A 16,008-nucleotide genomic window follows, 5' to 3' on the forward strand; every position below is an offset into this window, starting at 1 on the left:
TGATATTACAAGATGATTTAAAAAAGTAATAAATTATTTAAGGTATATATAGGAAGAGAAGGGAGAAGATGATTTTGAATATATTAAGAACAGAAAATTTATCAAAAATTTATGGTATGGGTGATACAAAGGTTAATGCATTAGATAATTTAAATTTGAGAATAGGAAAAGGTGAATTTGTTTCAATAATTGGACCTAGTGGCTCTGGAAAATCTACACTGCTTCATATGTTAGGTGGTGTGGATCGTCCAACAGAAGGGAAAATATATATAGAGGATACTGATATATCATCTATGAATGAAACTGAGTCAGCTTTATTTAGACGAAAAAATATAGGTATAATTTATCAGTCTTATAATTTAATTCCTACATTGAATGTAGAAAAGAATATATTGTTACCAATGCTATTAGATGGAGTAAAACCTAAAAAAGAAGAATTTGATAAGGTTATAGAAATGCTTGGATTAAGCAAAAGGCTTAATCATCTTCCCAATCAGCTATCAGGTGGACAACAACAAAGAGTTGCTATAGGAAGAGCACTAATTTATAAACCATCAATTATTTTAGCTGATGAGCCTACTGGAAATCTTGATAGGAAAAATACTAAAGCAACTCTTGAATTATTGAAGCGTTCAAATGAGGAATATAATCAGACAATTGTAATGATAACGCATGATGAAGAAATTGCATTATCAGCACATAGAATGATTACAATTATTGATGGGAAAATAGTGTCAGATGAGGTGAATAAGTCATGAAAATTATGAATGAATACACGTATCACCAGTTAAAAAAGAATAAACGGCATACAATTTCTATATTAGTAGCTATAACAATTGCTTCATCATTATTGTGTTCATTATGTATTTTTCTATATTCTATATGGGACTCAAAGGTAAATACAGCAATTGAGCAAACTGGTTATTGGCAGGGAGAAATAACTGAGTCCATTTCTGGTGATAAATTAAAACATATTACAGAAAATCCAGCTATTAAAACTACAATGATTAAAGGAAGTTGGATTACAGCAGAGCTTCAGGATACAAAGCGCCAATATTTGTTATTGAGAGATGCAAATAAGGATTTTTGGAACAACATGAACTTTAAAAATAGTGTTATAGAAGGAAGACTTCCAGAAGAATCGGGAGAAATTGTTATATCGAAACTATTCTTTATAGATAATCCACAATATAAAGTTGGTGATAAGGTAACACTCCCAATAGGGAACCGTATGTTAAATAACGTAGCAATTCAAACACAAGCTTATAAACAAGAAGGTGAAACCTTTGAGGTATCAGGAACAAAGACTTATACAATAGTTGGAGAGTTAGACATATCTGCAATTTCTTTATTTCCAGGATATATTGCAATGGGATATTTGGATGTTTCAGATATTCAACCAAGTGATGAACTTACAGTTTATATGAATTTTAAGAATGTTCGAGGGATATATAAGGAACTACCAGATATTGCTGAATCTATTGGATTAAGTAAGGACGAACATGGACAATATAGAGTTATGTATAATACACAGTTATTGAATTTATATGGAATAAGCGATAAAAATAATACAAACACTCAATTTATTTTAATTCTAGCTATAGCAGTAATCATGCTTTTACTAATTATGGGAGCATTTATTCTTATCATTTATAATGCATTTGCTTTATCAGCTAATAGTAGAATTAAGGAATTAAGTATTTTAAAGAGCTTAGGAGCAACACCAAAACAAATTAAGTATTCTGTCCTCTATGAGGGATTTTTGCTATGGATTGTTCAGCTTCCAATTGGTTTAATAATAGGATATATGTTTAGTTATCTTGTATTTTCTAAGGTTAATGGAATTTTGAGCCTTATAGAAGATTATAAGAATATTCGGGTTTGTTTTTCTTGGATAGTTGTTATTTTTTCATTACTCATATCATTAATTACAGTTCTAGTTTCAGCATATATTCCAGCAAGAAAAGCAGCAAAAGTGCCAGCTATTTCTGGAATACTTCAAAATAGTCAGGTAATAAAAATTAAAAAGCAAAAACGTAATTTAATAATTAAGAAAATATTTGGGATAGAAGGTGAGCTTGCAGGTTCACAATTTTCAGCAAATAAGAAAAGTTTACGAGTAGCAGTTCTTTCTCTTTCAATGTGCTTTATTTTGATAGCTGGTTATACCAATATTATTTCCATATATAATTTAGCTGATTCTCAAAATAGTAAAGAAGTTAGTCATGATATTACAGTTTCTCTAAATGTCGTTGATGAACCAAGCGACGAAATGATTAATAGGATTACTTCAATGCCAGAAGTTAAAGATAGTGTTATTAGAAGGCAGGTACGTACTTCAACATATGTAAGTTCAGAAGACGAGTCAGATGTTTTTGCTGCATCAGGTGGATTTACTGAAATAAGCAGCAATAAATACAATGTATTAAAAGAAGATGATAAATATAGAATTATAGTTAATCTAGTAGGATTGAGTGATGAATCATTTGAAAAATATTGCAATGATATTGGAACTGACTATGAAAAATATAATACAGAAAGTACAGTATCAGGTATATTGATAAATAGAACATATCATATACCTGTTGATTCAAAAGTTGCAGAAGAAATTCCATTTTTAAATACAAAAGAAGGAAGTGAAATGAGTTTATATGAAAAAGTAGATGATGATATGGATACAACCAATAATTTTAAGATAAAAATAGGAGATGTTACAGATAAATATCCTAGTGATATAAATAGTAACAGATATAGTCTAGCTTTAATAATACCAATGAAGAATTATGATAAAATAGTTAACGATTTTTCACCAGAGCGTATTCTTGAATCTAGTAGAATGTCAATTGATTTGTTGGTTGGGGATGAGGCTAGTGTAAATGCAAAGAAAGAATTAACACAGACTTGTAGCTCTTATTTAGGATCAGAAGATTTTAGTATATGGACTTTATTAGAAGAAAAAAATCATAAAGAACTAGTTCAGAGAGCTATTGAGATTGGTGTTTCTGCTGTTGCATTAATGATTGGTATGATTGGTATTTTTAATGCATTTTCTATTGTTTCAAATAATATGAGATTACGTAAAAAAGAATTTGCTATGTTAAGGTCAGTAGGATTAACTCCGAAAGGATTAAATAAAATGCTTACATTAGAAGGCTTATTATTTGCATTAAAACCAATTGTTATTGCTATTCCTGTAGTATTTATTATATGTTGGTATATGCTAAATTTAACATCAATAACATGGAGTGAATTTATAACTGTCTTCCCAGGTAAATCAATTTTAGTTTATGCTATACTAGTATTTATATCTATACTTTTGGCTTATTGGTTTTCTTCTAAGTCTGTTAAAAGAAGTAATATTATAGAAGCAATGAAAGATGGACTAGTATAGTATTTAATGTTTATTATAGCTGCGAGTTTATTGTTGCAAAGGAGTTAATATGAAGGATGTTTGGGTGGTTACAACTTTTTTGCTTATGTTTATGCTTATTATACTAATTATTTATCATTTATATTATCGTATGAACATTAAGCATATTACTAGACAATTATTGGAAATAATGAATGTACCTGATACTAATGAACTTCTAACAGTACTGGCAAGGCAAAGTGATATCGTAGATTTGGTAAATATACTAAATAAGCTAATTAAAGATATCAGACTGTCACGTATACGAATTAAAAGGTTAACTATGAAGTTTAGAAAGGGTATAACCAATATTGCACATGATTTACGTACACCGCTTACAACTGCTAGTGGATATGTTCAAATGCTTCAGGCAAGTGCTACAGAAGAAGAAAGCCAAGAATACTTAAGAATAATATTGGAAAGACAAAATATGGTTAAAATGTTGCTGGAACAATTATTTGAATATGTACGTATTGAATCAGGAGAAATTATTTATGAACACGTATCTATAGATGCAAAAAAAGTTTTTATAGATACGCTTGCTATGTATTATGATGATTTTAATAAGAACGGAGAAGAGCCTACTATTCATTTATTAGAAAAGCCATGCATAATACTAGGAGATGAACAAGGGATAAAAAGAATATTTTCTAATATCTTATTTAATGCAATTACTCATGGTAAAGGAGAATATTGTTTTCAAATCCAGGAAAAAGATAGTTATATATTTACGTTTTCTAATATTAGTGATCCAATGACTGGAGAGGATTTAGATAAAATATTTGACCGTTTTTATACAAAGGATCAATCTAGAAATAAAAAGACTACGGGGTTAGGCTTGACAATAGCTAAAGAAATTACAATGCAGATGAATGGAAAAATAGAGGCTTATTATAATAATAGTAGGTTCTTTATATCTATTTCATTTCCTAAAGCTTAATAATTTATATAAAAAGGTTAGTATTTTTTCTATGTAAAGGATAAATACTAACCTTTTTTACCTAATTATAGGGTAAATTGATTTTAAGTCTCACATAAAAAAAAAGTGTAAAATAAGTACATATTAGTATTTATTTAACAAACTTTCTATGTTATAGTAAATTTGAAGACAAGCTTGTCAAAAAAATAAAATAAGAAGTATATTATTTGCTTTATAATGAGAGGGGGATGTAAAATGTTAAAATTAAAGAATTCAAATAGTATGAACGTTAAAGCTAAAGCAGGTTGTGGTCGTTTTGATGCTAACTGTATCTTCTGTGATGGTGGCTGGTGGGACGTAAACAAGAGTGTTGAACGTTAGTAAAACGTAATTATTACTATAGTCTAATATAAGTTTTTATAACAAATACAAATAATTGATCTTCTATTTCTTATAGAAATAGAAGATTGGTTATTTTGTTTAAATAAGAATAAATTGTTAATAAGATAACTTACTTATAATTATTTTATAGGTAGCTTATTTTTTATTAATATAAAATATATTTATTGAAAAATTAAAGCTTTAAGGGGGATTTATGGATACACATATTAAATTTTCAAATTTTAAAATATTTCAGAATGATGACCATAAATATATGTATTGTGTTAACGATAGCAAGATATTTGAAATAGATGACAGAACTTTAGCTTTATTAAACGAAGAAGGAAAAACATATGAAGAGATCGAAAAAGATTTATCTTCATTATTTAGTAAAGAGGAATTAGATGAACTTATTAACTCGATGCGTGAGTTCGGAATCATAGAAAATAAAGATGATAACATTGAAAATAATTATGATATAAATACTGACAACTTATCTGCAATCATTCTTTTAGTTGCTCAAGATTGTAATCTTAGATGTTCTTACTGCTATGCTGATGAGGGAAAATATAACGATTGTGGCAGAATGGATATTACTACCGCTAAAAGAGCAGTAGATTTTTTAATAGATAAATCTGATAGTGAACAATTAGGAGTTTGTTTTTTTGGAGGAGAACCGCTTTTAAATTTTGAATTAATAAAAGAAATTGTTTCTTATTGCCATGAAAAAGAAATAAACAAAAAATTTAACTTTAGCATGACTTCAAATGGTACTTTGTTAAATAAAGAGATTGAAGAATTCATTATAGAAAATAAAATTGCTATTCAAATCAGTATTGATGGTGATAAGAATACTCATGATTCAAATAGATATTTTAGTGGTAAAGTTGGTTCATTTGATACAGTATTGAGAAAAACAAAATCTTTAAGAGAAAAAGGTTTATTAAGTGCTAGAGGTACAATTACTACAAAAGAACTAGATTTAGTGCATACATATGATTTTTTAAATTCAACAGGATTTAACAGGGTTGTATTATCTCCAGCATTCAATTTATTAAATGATGAGGAATATGATGCAGTAGCTGATGCACATATAAATCTTTATTCAAATTTTGAAAATCGTATTAAGGAAAAGAAAATTGACGAAGTGAAAAATAATGTAATGGTTATGGAAACTTTGAGTTATATTCACAATTCTGGAATACGTACAACTGCTTGCGGTGCAGGTAAAAACATGTATGCTATAGATATTAATGGTGATATATACCCATGTCAAAGATTTGTAGGTAGTAAAAAAGCAATTCTAGGTAATATCTTTAAAGACGATGATAAGCAAAAAGAATTTGCTGAAAAAACTAAGATATATAACTTTGATAAGTGCAGTAGTTGTTGGACTAGAAATTTATGTGTTGGTGGATGTGTTCATACTAATTTTTCTTTAACAGATAATATGAATTTACCTTATGAGCCATTTTGTGAATATAAAAGAAAGACAACAGCTGAGGCAATTAATATATATTTAAGATTAAGCGATGAGGAGATTGATGAATTATTTAAAGAACAAAAAGAGTTACCTTGCATTAAATAATTTCTTAAATAATCACAATTATTTTAAACTGTTTAATAAATATATTAAGCCTTTTCTTTTGGACATCTTTATTTGTTTATTATCTATAATGATTTTCACCTCAGCTAATCTGATATATCCTTATATTATAGAATTAGTTATTGATGATGCATTAGTTAATAAAAGTATAAATAAATTGTTTATATATACTTTTAGTATGTTTTTTATTGTAATAATTCAGTCGCTTTCTAGATATTTTGTTGCAAATAAATCTTTAACTATATGCCAGAAAATAATACTAAAAATAAAAGAGGATATTACGGAACAGTTAAGTAAATACTCTCAAATATTTTTTGGAGAATATAAAAGATCGCAGATTATATCAGTAATTGAAAATGATCTACAACAGATTGAAAGAGTAGGAATATATATAATAACAGAGTTTCTAGTTTCAGTAATTACAATTATAGGATTATTAATTATAATATTTGTAATAGATTATCATATAGCTATAGTTTGTATTGCTTTATTAATTTTGTATGCATATTTACAAAAAAACAATGGAAAAAAATTAAAGAGCTACTCATTAGGGTTAAGTAAAAGTAAGGGTGAACTATATTCACATACACAAGAATTGGTATTTAATATATCTGATATTAAAATGTTAAACTATCATCATCAGTATAAAAAAAATTATTTGAACAAGTGTATAGAATATTTTAAAAAGGAAAAGAGGATTACAAATCTAGGAGTTTGGTCAAATATTGTAGGAATTGTATTTAATAATTTAACCTTAATTATAGCATTATGCTTAGGTGGTTATATGATGTTAAATGAAGAAATGACTGTAGGTATATTATTTTCATTAACAGTTTATACTCAGCAATTATTTTCACCAGTAACTGTGCTTACTAATTTATATGTAGAATTAAAAAAGATACAAGCTTCACTAAAAAGAGTATCTAATATATTGCATAATAAAAAGTATGTAATTCAAGAAGGTTATAAGTCTTCAGAGCAACCATTATATGGTGATATTATTCTAAAAGATTTCAGTTTTAGTTATGGTAAGGAGATTATATTTAATAAAGCTAATATTAATATTGAAAATCGATCAAAAATTGCATTAATAGGAAGTAATGGTTCAGGTAAAACAACATTGATAAGATTGCTTATGAGGTTGCAGGAAGATTATCAAGGAGAAATACTTTTAGATGGGTGTAATATTGAAGATTATAAATTAGATTATCTAAGGGAAAATATTATTTGTATTAGCCAAAGACCGTTTATACTTAATGGTACAATACTTGATAATATTTTATTGAATAATAAGGAGTTAACAGAAGAAAAAGTTAACGAAATTATTTCTCTTGTCTGCTTAACAGATGATATAAAAAATATGCCTAATGGTATAAATACAGTTATTGGAGATAATGGTATTTCTTTATCTGGAGGACAGGCACAGAAATTAGCATTAGCTCGTATCTTTGTTAATGATTATTCCATTATTATATTAGATGAACCTACATCAGCTCTAGACATTGAATCAGAAGAGATAATTTGTAAAAATATATATCAATACTTAAATGATAAAACTATTATTGCTGTTACACATAGAAAGACAATTTTGAAATATTGTTCCCCAATATATGAGGTGAAAAATAATTTAATAATAGAAAAGACATTATGTAAATAAATTTGTATTTTGAGTATTAAAAAATATATCATTAATCTAAAAAAAAGCTTAGTTATAGGGAATCTTTAAATTGATCACAAGTAAAGGCGTAGTAGAATTCGATTAAAAAATTAATAATTAACAAATTAGAAATAATCATGTTATATATTAATAACAAGATCATTTCTAATTTTTTATAAGGCTAAAATTTTTTCTTCCATATAATTTGTAACTTTGTAAGAAGTACTCCATTATCACTTGTAATATTGTGAATTGTATTAATATCGCTATTTTCATCATAAATTACTTCAGATGAAATATGTAAAGTATCTCCATCAGTTGTTTCCTTTTTAAATAGTACTTTAATATTAAATAAATTATATTCGTTTAAAATAGATCTTGGTAAAGTATCCATAGCCATTTCAATATACTTTACATTATTAACATGCCCATTAGAATCTATGTCACTATATCTAACAGGATAGTCTTTTATATAGTCTGGTTTTTGAAGTTTAGGTATATCATCTAAAACAGGTACTTCAACTAATTCCTCTTTAAGACCATATATTTCGCTTTGTTTAGGAGATATCCTCATAGGACGCCTTTTATCGAAATCTATTAATATAGCTGTTGAAAAGACCTCTCCTATAATTTTCCCTTCAGAGTTTTTTATAGTGTTTTGCCTATAGCCATAGAACTTTTTTGTACCTAATACCTTAGTTTGAACTGTTATTTTATCTTTAAATTTAGGATATTCATATATAGTTATATCATACTTTAAAAGTACCCAAATACAGTTATTTTGAGCAAATCCTTCATTAGTTTCTCCTAAGTAATCAGATTGGGCTATGATGACATCCCATAAGAAATCTGCTAAGGATGAAAATGTACATTTATGTTCAGAATCAACATTAAAAATATTTATTGTATATTCCTTTTCAAAAATATCATTCAATTATATTTCCTCCTTTTATAAGGTTAACGTGCGTTTTATATATAACTCACTTTATAATTATTGACTGATTGTTCCATTTATAGTAGAATTTTTAATAGTTTGTAGATAAAATATGCATAATAAACGAAAATTTAAATGTTGCTGAAATAATAAGTAAAATAAAATTTATTAATTTTGATTAGTGTATTTACATTATTTTAGAAATGTTGAAACAAAGGAATAATTTAAGAAAAATTTACGGAGGTAAAAGGAAATGAAGAGAGTTTATTTAGCTAGTCCATTTTTTAATGATACAGAAGTTGAATATTTAGAAAAGGTTGAGAAAATCTTAGAAGAAAAGGGGTTAGAGGTATTTTCACCTATGAGAAATCCAATGGATAAAAATGCTGAAGTTGGTTCTCGCCAATGGTCAATTGAAACTTTTATGAATGACTTAAAACATATTAAGTGGGCTGAAATCATTGTAGGTATTTATCATGGAAATTACTCAGATAGTGGAACAGCATGGGAACTTGGTTATGCTTATGCTACTGATAAACCTGTTATTTTAGTTCATGTAGGTAAAGATAGTAATCTTATGGTTCATGAAGGAGCTCATGCAAATATAACTATAGAGGAACTTAAAAATTATGATTTAAAAAAATTAGAAAGTTCTTTTTATAGTGGTGAAATGCTTTAGTTAAAAAATAAATATATATCCATAATTGGAAAGAGGTTGCTAAAAAATTATTTTTAATCATTTTGTAGCAACCTCTTTTTTTGTATTTTAAAATTGATATTTTAGGAGTTATAATAAAAATATATTATGCCATGATCTTCCTTAATTACTCCAATATTTTTTAAACGTCTACCTAAAACACAAATATATTCGTCATTCTCAGAATTATATTCCATATTTTCTCGCTTACTTATGTCTGATTTAAATTTCTTTGTTTTTTGCTTTTCATAAAATTGAGGTTTTATATAAGATGTCTGATTATGTTCCTCTATATATACGTAATTTTTCTTACTTTTATAATCAGCATCGGCAACTATATTTTTAAATTTCTTTAGATAAATTTCCTAGTTACTTTAAATACGAATAAAGTAACTACTATTAATATAATGTGTATACGATTGGGAAAGTAGATTATATTGACAGTTAAAATACTATATTATATACTTAAAAAGATTAATTTAATGAAAAGGGGAATTGAAGAGATGATTTTAGTTGTTCTTAACTAAACTATTAAAATTAAATAGTTTAAGATGCTTAAAAGTTCTATTGTTGAACTTTATATTAGTGTGCATTTTAAGAACAATATCTTACTTTAAACTCTTTTATAAAAATAAAATAACTTTAAATACAAAACATATATATGAATTTGTATTTAATTTAGTTTAAATATAATGAAAGATCTTTATATAAATAAAATCCTCATAGACGATATTGTTTGTCTATGGGGATTTTTAATTTTAAATTAAGAAAGGTTGGGAATTTTATGGCTTTAACAAAGGTTACAGAACGAATTTATTATCTTATAAACGACAGAGAAGCTGATAGACCAGTGCTTGGATACATTAAAGGAGATAAGTATTCTTTGATGGTAGATGCAGGAAACTCAAAAGAGCACGTTAAAAAAATTAACGATTCTATAAAAAAATTAAATTTAAAATTACCTGATTATATAGCAATAACTCATTGGCATTGGGACCATAGTTATGGGATGCATGCAGTTACAGGGAAAACTATAGCGTGTGAAATAACTAATGAACAATTAGAGATTATGTCAAAATGGCAATGGACAGACGAAGCGATGAAAAAACGTATTTTAACTGGAGAAGATATAGAGTTTGCAGATACTAATATTCGTAAAGAATATAAATCGCTACAAGATATAAAAGTTATATCTGCAGATATAGTGTTTAAAAATGATTTAGAAATAGATTTAGGAGGATTAACGGTTATTTTAAAGAATATTATTGCTCCTCATTCAGAGGATTCAGTAATAGTTTATGTCCCTGAAGAAAAAGTAGTATTTATAGGAGATGCATATGGTGTAGATTATTATAATAATTACAAATATGACTCACTTAAGTTAGAGGAACTTATATACACCTTAGAAGATTTAGAGTTTAACATTTGTTTTCCAGGACACTCAACGCCTATAAATAAAACTGAGATTATTGAGTATTTAAAATCGCAGCATAAGAAAATTTGTATAAATAACGATTAAATATTAATAAATCTTAAAACATTTATATAGTATTGCTTAAACATTTATTTCTATAATAAACCAAATAAATGGAGGAGGTAACTATAGATGTTTGTATTAGAATATATAAAAGATCCTAAGAGTATAGGGGCAATTGCACCAAGTGGAAAGTATTTAGCTAATAAAATAATAAGTAATATTAATTTTGAAAAAGCAAAATACATTGTAGAATATGGGCCTGGTACAGGTGTCTTTACAGAAAAAATTCTTGCTAGAATTAAAGATGATACTATAGTATTATTAATTGAAATTAATGAAGAATTTTATAATATTTTAAAAAGTATATATGGACACAAAAATAATGTAATAATTGTAAATGATAGTGTAGAAAATATTGATATAATACTAAAAAAATACTCAATAACAAATGTAGATTATATTATATCTGGACTGCCATTTACGTCATTACCTAAAAGTGTTTCAAACTGCATTTTAAATAAGACATCAAAAATAATAAGTGGCAATGGAGATTTTATTACTTTTCAATATTCACTTTTGAAGATTAGACTTTTTAAAGAGTATTTTGGGGAAATTAATTACACAAAGGTAATTAGAAATATACCACCAGCTTATGTATTAAAATGTACAGGAGGAAAAAATGCATAAAAATATATTAGTAGTTGATGATGATAAAGATATTAGAGAACTTGTAGCTGTTTATATGAAAACCGAAGAATTTTACGTTGATAAAGCTTGCAATGGAGAAGAAGCTCTAAAAATGGTTGAAGAAAAAAATTATGATTTAATTATCTTAGATGTTATGATGCCAAAAGTTGATGGAATGCAAGCTTTAATTGAAATTAGAAAAAAATATTCAATGCCTGTAATTTTTTTAACTGCTAAAAATGAAGAAATCGATATGATAAAAGGATTAGCTTTAGGTGCAGATGATTATATAGCGAAACCTTTTAGTTCAATGGAGTTAATAGCTAGAGTTAAAGCTCAATTAAGAAGATATACGGTATTTAATAATTCAGAAAAAGACATTATAACAATAGGTGATTTGACTTTAGACACAAAAATGCATAGAGTAATGATTTTAGGAAAAGAAGTAAAATTAACTCCTACTGAATATAAAATATTAGAGTTACTATGCAGAAATAGAGATATGGTATTTAGTGTTGAACAAATATATGAAAAAATATGGAGAGATAAATATGCAGTTGGAGACACATCAATAATGGTTCATATAACAAAACTTAGGCAAAAAATAGAAAAAGATCCTAAAAACCCAGAATATCTTAAAACAGTATGGGGAATAGGGTATAAGATATGAAAATTAGCTTTAAAAAACTAAGTATATATATGCTTTTTTCATTAGTAGTTTCTATTTTTGTGTGTGTTGAGTTTGTTAAGTTTACAGCACCTATAATGGAAAAGTTTATGATGGAAGAAAATATAAATCTTATTAAGATTCAGGTTGCTGGCATTATTTTAATATTTTCTTCGATAACAGTATTTATTTTTACCTTCTTATTTTTAATAAATAGAAAGGCAAAATATATAAATTATATATCAAAAGAAGTAAAAAAAATTAAAAGTGAAGGTTTTGGAAGAACTATTGAGCTAAGAGGAAAAGATGAGTTAACTGAGCTTTGTATGAGCATAAATGAAATGTCATTAGAGCTTAAAGAAAGAATTGAAAATGAGAAGAAAATAGAAAAAAATAAAAATGAACTAATAACAAACATATCTCATGATTTAAAAACCCCTTTAACTTCTATTATAGGATATTTAGAGTTGTTGAATGATAAAAAGGTTGATGAAGAAAATAAAGATGAATATGTAAAAATTGCATATAATAAAAGCTTGAGGCTAAGGACATTAGTAAATGAGTTGTTTGAGTATACAAAATTGAATAGTACTGATATTAAAATTCAAAAAGTTAAGTTTAATATATCAACTTTAATAAATCAAATTGTTGGTGAAAGTATTATAGATTTTTCAGAAAAAGATATTGAAGTTAGATTAGAAAATCCATATAAAGAATTAAATTCTTTTATAGATAAAAAATTAATTTATAGAGTTTTTGAAAATTTAATGAAAAATGCTCAGAAATATAGTGATCCAAATTCTTTATTTCTAGTAATTGTTGAAGAAAATAATACTAATATAACAATATCTTTTATTAATAAATGTGAGGAGATACAAGAAGATGACTTAGATAAAATTTTTGAAAAGTTTTATAGGATAGACGAAGCAAGAAGTAGTGAGAATGAGGGAGCAGGATTAGGATTAGCAATTGCAAAAAAAATAGTAGAATTACACGATGGAGAGTTATTAGTAAAAAAATTAAATGAAAATATAGAATTTAAAATTATTTTAAATAAAGCATAGCAATTTAGCTATGCTTTATTTATTAAGAAAAATTAATATATTTATAAGCAAATTATTAAAAGTAAAAAGTTAATATTTAATTATATTATTGCTAGGATGGTGTAAAAAATGAGTGTTTTAGGAAAAATAATTTTTGTATTAAATAAATATTTATTAGGCATTTTCGTCTTAATAATAAGTATTTTTGCATATCACTTTTTTAAAAAATTAAGAAATTAGTATATAGGTTTAATAGAAGATATGTATATGGAGGAGTTTAGTTATGGAACATAAATTAAGGATAAAAAATAAATTAAGCTTTAATATAAAAAAATGTTTAGTACTTTCTATAATATTAGTAATAATTATAATAATTTCGTTTATATTATCAAAAATAGGTGATATCTTAGATAAAAGCACATTGATAAATATATTGATTAAATATAAAGAGAAGTCAATGCTTATATATTTTTTAGTATGCTTTCTACAACCAATTATTTTACCATTACCAGAACCAGTTACAATAATGGTAGGTAGTTTAATATTGGGAGAAACTAAGGGAGCTGTAATAGGCTTTTTAGGAACTATATTAGGGATAATAAGTATGTTTCTTTTTTCTAGATATGCTAGTCAAAAGCTTATAAAAAAGATGGTAAATAGTAAGAAGATAGAAAAGTTTAATGAATATATAAAGAAAAATGAAACTTTAATCATTTTATTATTATTTATATTACCTATTTTACCAGATGAGGTTATTTGTATTGGAGCAGGTATTGGTAAATTTAATGGATATAAATTCATTACTATAGCAATAATATCAAAATTAATTACAGCTTTTACATTATCATATTCAATAGAGTTGTTTAGTTTTAATCCGCTAAGTATTTTAATAATTGTAGCAATTATAATTTTAACTATTATAATTACTAAGCTTATTAATAGGGTTATATCAATATAAAATAAAAATAATTATTTAAAGTTAAATATTATTTCAGGTTATATTTAAATATTATGTTTTAACATAATATTTAAATATACCATAATAAAACTATAGGTGGAGTTATCCGCCTATAGTTTTTAATATTACTTGTCTACTGGTTTAATAAGTTCCCAGTAAATCAAATTCTGGTCTCGATTAAATTCCTTCATACCAACCTTTTCTAATAGTCGTGCAGAAGGCTTGTTATCAATTAAGCACTCTGCTTTAATAATTCTGACATTCTTTTGAGAAATTGCCCAATTCGTAATAGCCTTTAATGCTTCAAAACCAATACCTTTTCCTCTTTCGCTTTCTACTAATCCATAACCAACTTCAACTTCACCTTTTTCATCAGGCTTTCCATGAAAACCTATGTCTCCAATTACCTTCATAGTGTCTTTTTTTATAATCATCCAAACTTCAAAACCACTTGGTACTTTATCATTTTCTAATGATTCATATATAATAGGCAATATATCCTTAGTATCATTCGTTGGCCATTTTTTATCTATTTTAATTCCAAGTTTCTCAACTTCGTTACTGCTTCCATCCATTAAAGATTTAGTTATTTCTAATGTTATTGGTATTAATATTAACCTTGTTGTTTGTATATTTTTTAAATCCACTTTATTTTCCACCTTTCAATATTAAAAAAACTTAATAGAACTAAAGGTGGATTAGTACCTATAAATTTAAGTAGTAAACCACCTCATAGAATTTACAGTTATAAAACTTTTCATAAAATCAACTCCTAACATTATTAATTAAGAAAAAGATATAATCTAAATTAATTACATCTATATAGTAAGTGTACTAAACTCATAATAAAATGTAAATATTTTAATTATTTTCCTGTAATTTATAATTTATACCATGTACATAGACATTAACTTTATATTTTAAAATCTTTTACTTTTATATATGGATGAGATACATTACTTTAAATCAAGCTATTTCTTTAATAAAGTGGAGCCAGAATATTTCTATTATTATTGTGATAAACACGGTATGTTAATTATGCAAGGCATGGTAAATAACGGCTCATATTCTTTTATAAGAGATACAGCCCTTCCTACTATAGGTGTACTTAATATTAAAGATACAAGAAGAGGTAATAAAGAACAAAGAGAAATATTTATAAAGCATACTGAAGAAACAATAAAGCACCTTTATAATCACCCATGCATTATTGGATAGACTATATTTAATGAAGGATGGGGGCAGTTCCGAAGTGATAACCTTTATGAATTTGTTAAGAATATTGATAGCACTCGCTTTATAGATTCAACTTCAGGATGGTTTAATCATGAAAAGAGTGATGTAGAATATGAAGCTAATGGTTTATATACTTATGATAGGAAAGTGTGTAAGGTAGAAAAAGAAAAAATTCTAGAAGTTAGTTTTAAAATCAAAAAGATTATTGAAGAATTGCATTAAAAAGTTAATCTCTTATTTTTACAAAGGGGGTCGCGTTTTAAACTGATACCTATGTCAAGGACATTATAAAAAAAGGGTTATGCACAAAGAAGATGATTTCTGTATTGAACAGGGG

Annotated in this window: 15 protein-coding genes; 13 read left to right on the top strand and 2 right to left on the bottom strand. The window is 26.1% G+C overall.

Going from position 1 to position 16,008, the window contains the following annotated elements:
- Positions 1-74 precede the first annotated feature (74 nt).
- The 6 genes from I2A75_RS16795 (at position 75) to I2A75_RS16820 (ending at position 7,972) form a co-directional block, all read left to right on the top strand.
- The gene (locus I2A75_RS16795; protein ID WP_195266753.1) at positions 75-758 is read left to right on the top strand and encodes an ABC transporter ATP-binding protein; all 684 of its coding nucleotides are present in this window, start codon (positions 75-77) and stop codon (positions 756-758) included.
- Positions 755-3,391 (top strand): ABC transporter permease, encoded by a 2,637-nt coding sequence (locus I2A75_RS16800; RefSeq protein WP_195266754.1) that lies wholly within the window; start codon positions 755-757, stop codon positions 3,389-3,391. The genes I2A75_RS16795 and I2A75_RS16800 overlap by 4 nt, the downstream gene beginning before the upstream one ends.
- Positions 3,392-3,440: 49 nt before the next feature.
- Positions 3,441-4,349 (top strand): HAMP domain-containing sensor histidine kinase, encoded by a 909-nt coding sequence (locus I2A75_RS16805; RefSeq protein WP_195266755.1) that lies wholly within the window; start codon positions 3,441-3,443, stop codon positions 4,347-4,349.
- Between the two features lie 216 nt (positions 4,350-4,565).
- Positions 4,566-4,709, top strand: coding sequence for a hypothetical protein (locus I2A75_RS16810; RefSeq protein WP_195266756.1), 144 nt, complete (start codon positions 4,566-4,568; stop codon positions 4,707-4,709).
- A gap of 214 nt (positions 4,710-4,923) precedes the next feature.
- On the top strand, positions 4,924-6,297 hold the full coding sequence (locus tag I2A75_RS16815) for a radical SAM protein (RefSeq protein WP_195266757.1): 1,374 nt from the start codon (positions 4,924-4,926) through the stop codon (positions 6,295-6,297).
- Entirely contained in the window at positions 6,254-7,972 is a 1,719-nt protein-coding gene (locus I2A75_RS16820; RefSeq protein ID WP_195266758.1) for an ABC transporter transmembrane domain-containing protein, read from the top strand. Before I2A75_RS16815 ends, I2A75_RS16820 begins: the two co-directional genes overlap by 44 nt.
- Before the next feature lie 181 nt (positions 7,973-8,153).
- Here the strand turns inward: I2A75_RS16820 and I2A75_RS16825 are convergent, their stop codons facing one another.
- Positions 8,154-8,906, bottom strand: coding sequence for an acyl-ACP thioesterase domain-containing protein (locus I2A75_RS16825; RefSeq protein WP_195266759.1), 753 nt, complete (start codon positions 8,904-8,906; stop codon positions 8,154-8,156).
- A gap of 253 nt (positions 8,907-9,159) precedes the next feature.
- On the opposite strand from I2A75_RS16825, the gene I2A75_RS16830 reads away from it, so the two are divergent.
- From I2A75_RS16830 to I2A75_RS16855, 6 genes are all read left to right on the top strand, one after another.
- Entirely contained in the window at positions 9,160-9,585 is a 426-nt protein-coding gene (locus I2A75_RS16830; RefSeq protein WP_195266760.1) for a nucleoside 2-deoxyribosyltransferase, read from the top strand.
- A gap of 802 nt (positions 9,586-10,387) precedes the next feature.
- On the top strand, positions 10,388-11,122 hold the full coding sequence (locus I2A75_RS16835) for an MBL fold metallo-hydrolase (protein ID WP_195266761.1): 735 nt from the start codon (positions 10,388-10,390) through the stop codon (positions 11,120-11,122).
- A gap of 87 nt (positions 11,123-11,209) precedes the next feature.
- Entirely contained in the window at positions 11,210-11,767 is a 558-nt protein-coding gene (locus I2A75_RS16840) for an rRNA adenine N-6-methyltransferase family protein (RefSeq protein ID WP_195266762.1), read from the top strand.
- The gene (locus tag I2A75_RS16845) at positions 11,760-12,437 is read left to right on the top strand and encodes a response regulator transcription factor (RefSeq protein WP_195266763.1); all 678 of its coding nucleotides are present in this window, start codon (positions 11,760-11,762) and stop codon (positions 12,435-12,437) included. Before I2A75_RS16840 ends, I2A75_RS16845 begins: the two co-directional genes overlap by 8 nt.
- Positions 12,434-13,498: a HAMP domain-containing sensor histidine kinase gene (locus I2A75_RS16850; protein WP_195266764.1), complete on the top strand. Its 1,065-nt coding sequence runs from the start codon at positions 12,434-12,436 to the stop codon at positions 13,496-13,498. Before I2A75_RS16845 ends, I2A75_RS16850 begins: the two co-directional genes overlap by 4 nt.
- Positions 13,499-13,760: 262 nt before the next feature.
- Positions 13,761-14,435 carry a VTT domain-containing protein gene (locus tag I2A75_RS16855; RefSeq protein WP_195266765.1) on the top strand — a complete coding sequence of 225 codons (675 nt, stop codon included), beginning with the start codon at positions 13,761-13,763 and terminating at the stop codon, positions 14,433-14,435.
- A gap of 125 nt (positions 14,436-14,560) precedes the next feature.
- Here the strand turns inward: I2A75_RS16855 and I2A75_RS16860 are convergent, their stop codons facing one another.
- Positions 14,561-15,082: a GNAT family N-acetyltransferase gene (locus tag I2A75_RS16860; RefSeq protein WP_195266766.1), complete on the bottom strand. Its 522-nt coding sequence runs from the start codon at positions 15,080-15,082 to the stop codon at positions 14,561-14,563.
- A gap of 391 nt (positions 15,083-15,473) precedes the next feature.
- Here I2A75_RS16860 and I2A75_RS16865 point away from each other — a divergent pair, with 391 nt between their 5' ends.
- On the top strand, positions 15,474-15,653 hold the full coding sequence (locus I2A75_RS16865) for a hypothetical protein (RefSeq protein ID WP_207733856.1): 180 nt from the start codon (positions 15,474-15,476) through the stop codon (positions 15,651-15,653).
- Positions 15,654-16,008: the final 355 nt, after the last annotated feature.

Source organism: Clostridium sp. 1001275B_160808_H3, assembly GCF_015550425.1.
In the GTDB taxonomy this organism is placed as follows: domain Bacteria; phylum Bacillota; class Clostridia; order Clostridiales; family Clostridiaceae; genus Clostridium.

Coding starts and splice junctions, on each gene's coding strand:
- I2A75_RS16800 (WP_195266754.1), top strand. CDS start 755: ATGAAAATTATGAATGAATACACGTATCACCAGTTAAAAAAGAATAAA.
- I2A75_RS16805 (WP_195266755.1), top strand. CDS start 3,441: ATGAAGGATGTTTGGGTGGTTACAACTTTTTTGCTTATGTTTATGCTT.
- I2A75_RS16810 (WP_195266756.1), top strand. CDS start 4,566: ATGAGAGGGGGATGTAAAATGTTAAAATTAAAGAATTCAAATAGTATG.
- I2A75_RS16815 (WP_195266757.1), top strand. CDS start 4,924: ATGGATACACATATTAAATTTTCAAATTTTAAAATATTTCAGAATGAT.
- I2A75_RS16820 (WP_195266758.1), top strand. CDS start 6,254: ATGAATTATTTAAAGAACAAAAAGAGTTACCTTGCATTAAATAATTTC.
- I2A75_RS16830 (WP_195266760.1), top strand. CDS start 9,160: ATGAAGAGAGTTTATTTAGCTAGTCCATTTTTTAATGATACAGAAGTT.
- I2A75_RS16835 (WP_195266761.1), top strand. CDS start 10,388: ATGGCTTTAACAAAGGTTACAGAACGAATTTATTATCTTATAAACGAC.
- I2A75_RS16840 (WP_195266762.1), top strand. CDS start 11,210: ATGTTTGTATTAGAATATATAAAAGATCCTAAGAGTATAGGGGCAATT.
- I2A75_RS16845 (WP_195266763.1), top strand. CDS start 11,760: ATGCATAAAAATATATTAGTAGTTGATGATGATAAAGATATTAGAGAA.
- I2A75_RS16850 (WP_195266764.1), top strand. CDS start 12,434: ATGAAAATTAGCTTTAAAAAACTAAGTATATATATGCTTTTTTCATTA.
- I2A75_RS16855 (WP_195266765.1), top strand. CDS start 13,761: ATGGAACATAAATTAAGGATAAAAAATAAATTAAGCTTTAATATAAAA.
- I2A75_RS16865 (WP_207733856.1), top strand. CDS start 15,474: ATGCAAGGCATGGTAAATAACGGCTCATATTCTTTTATAAGAGATACA.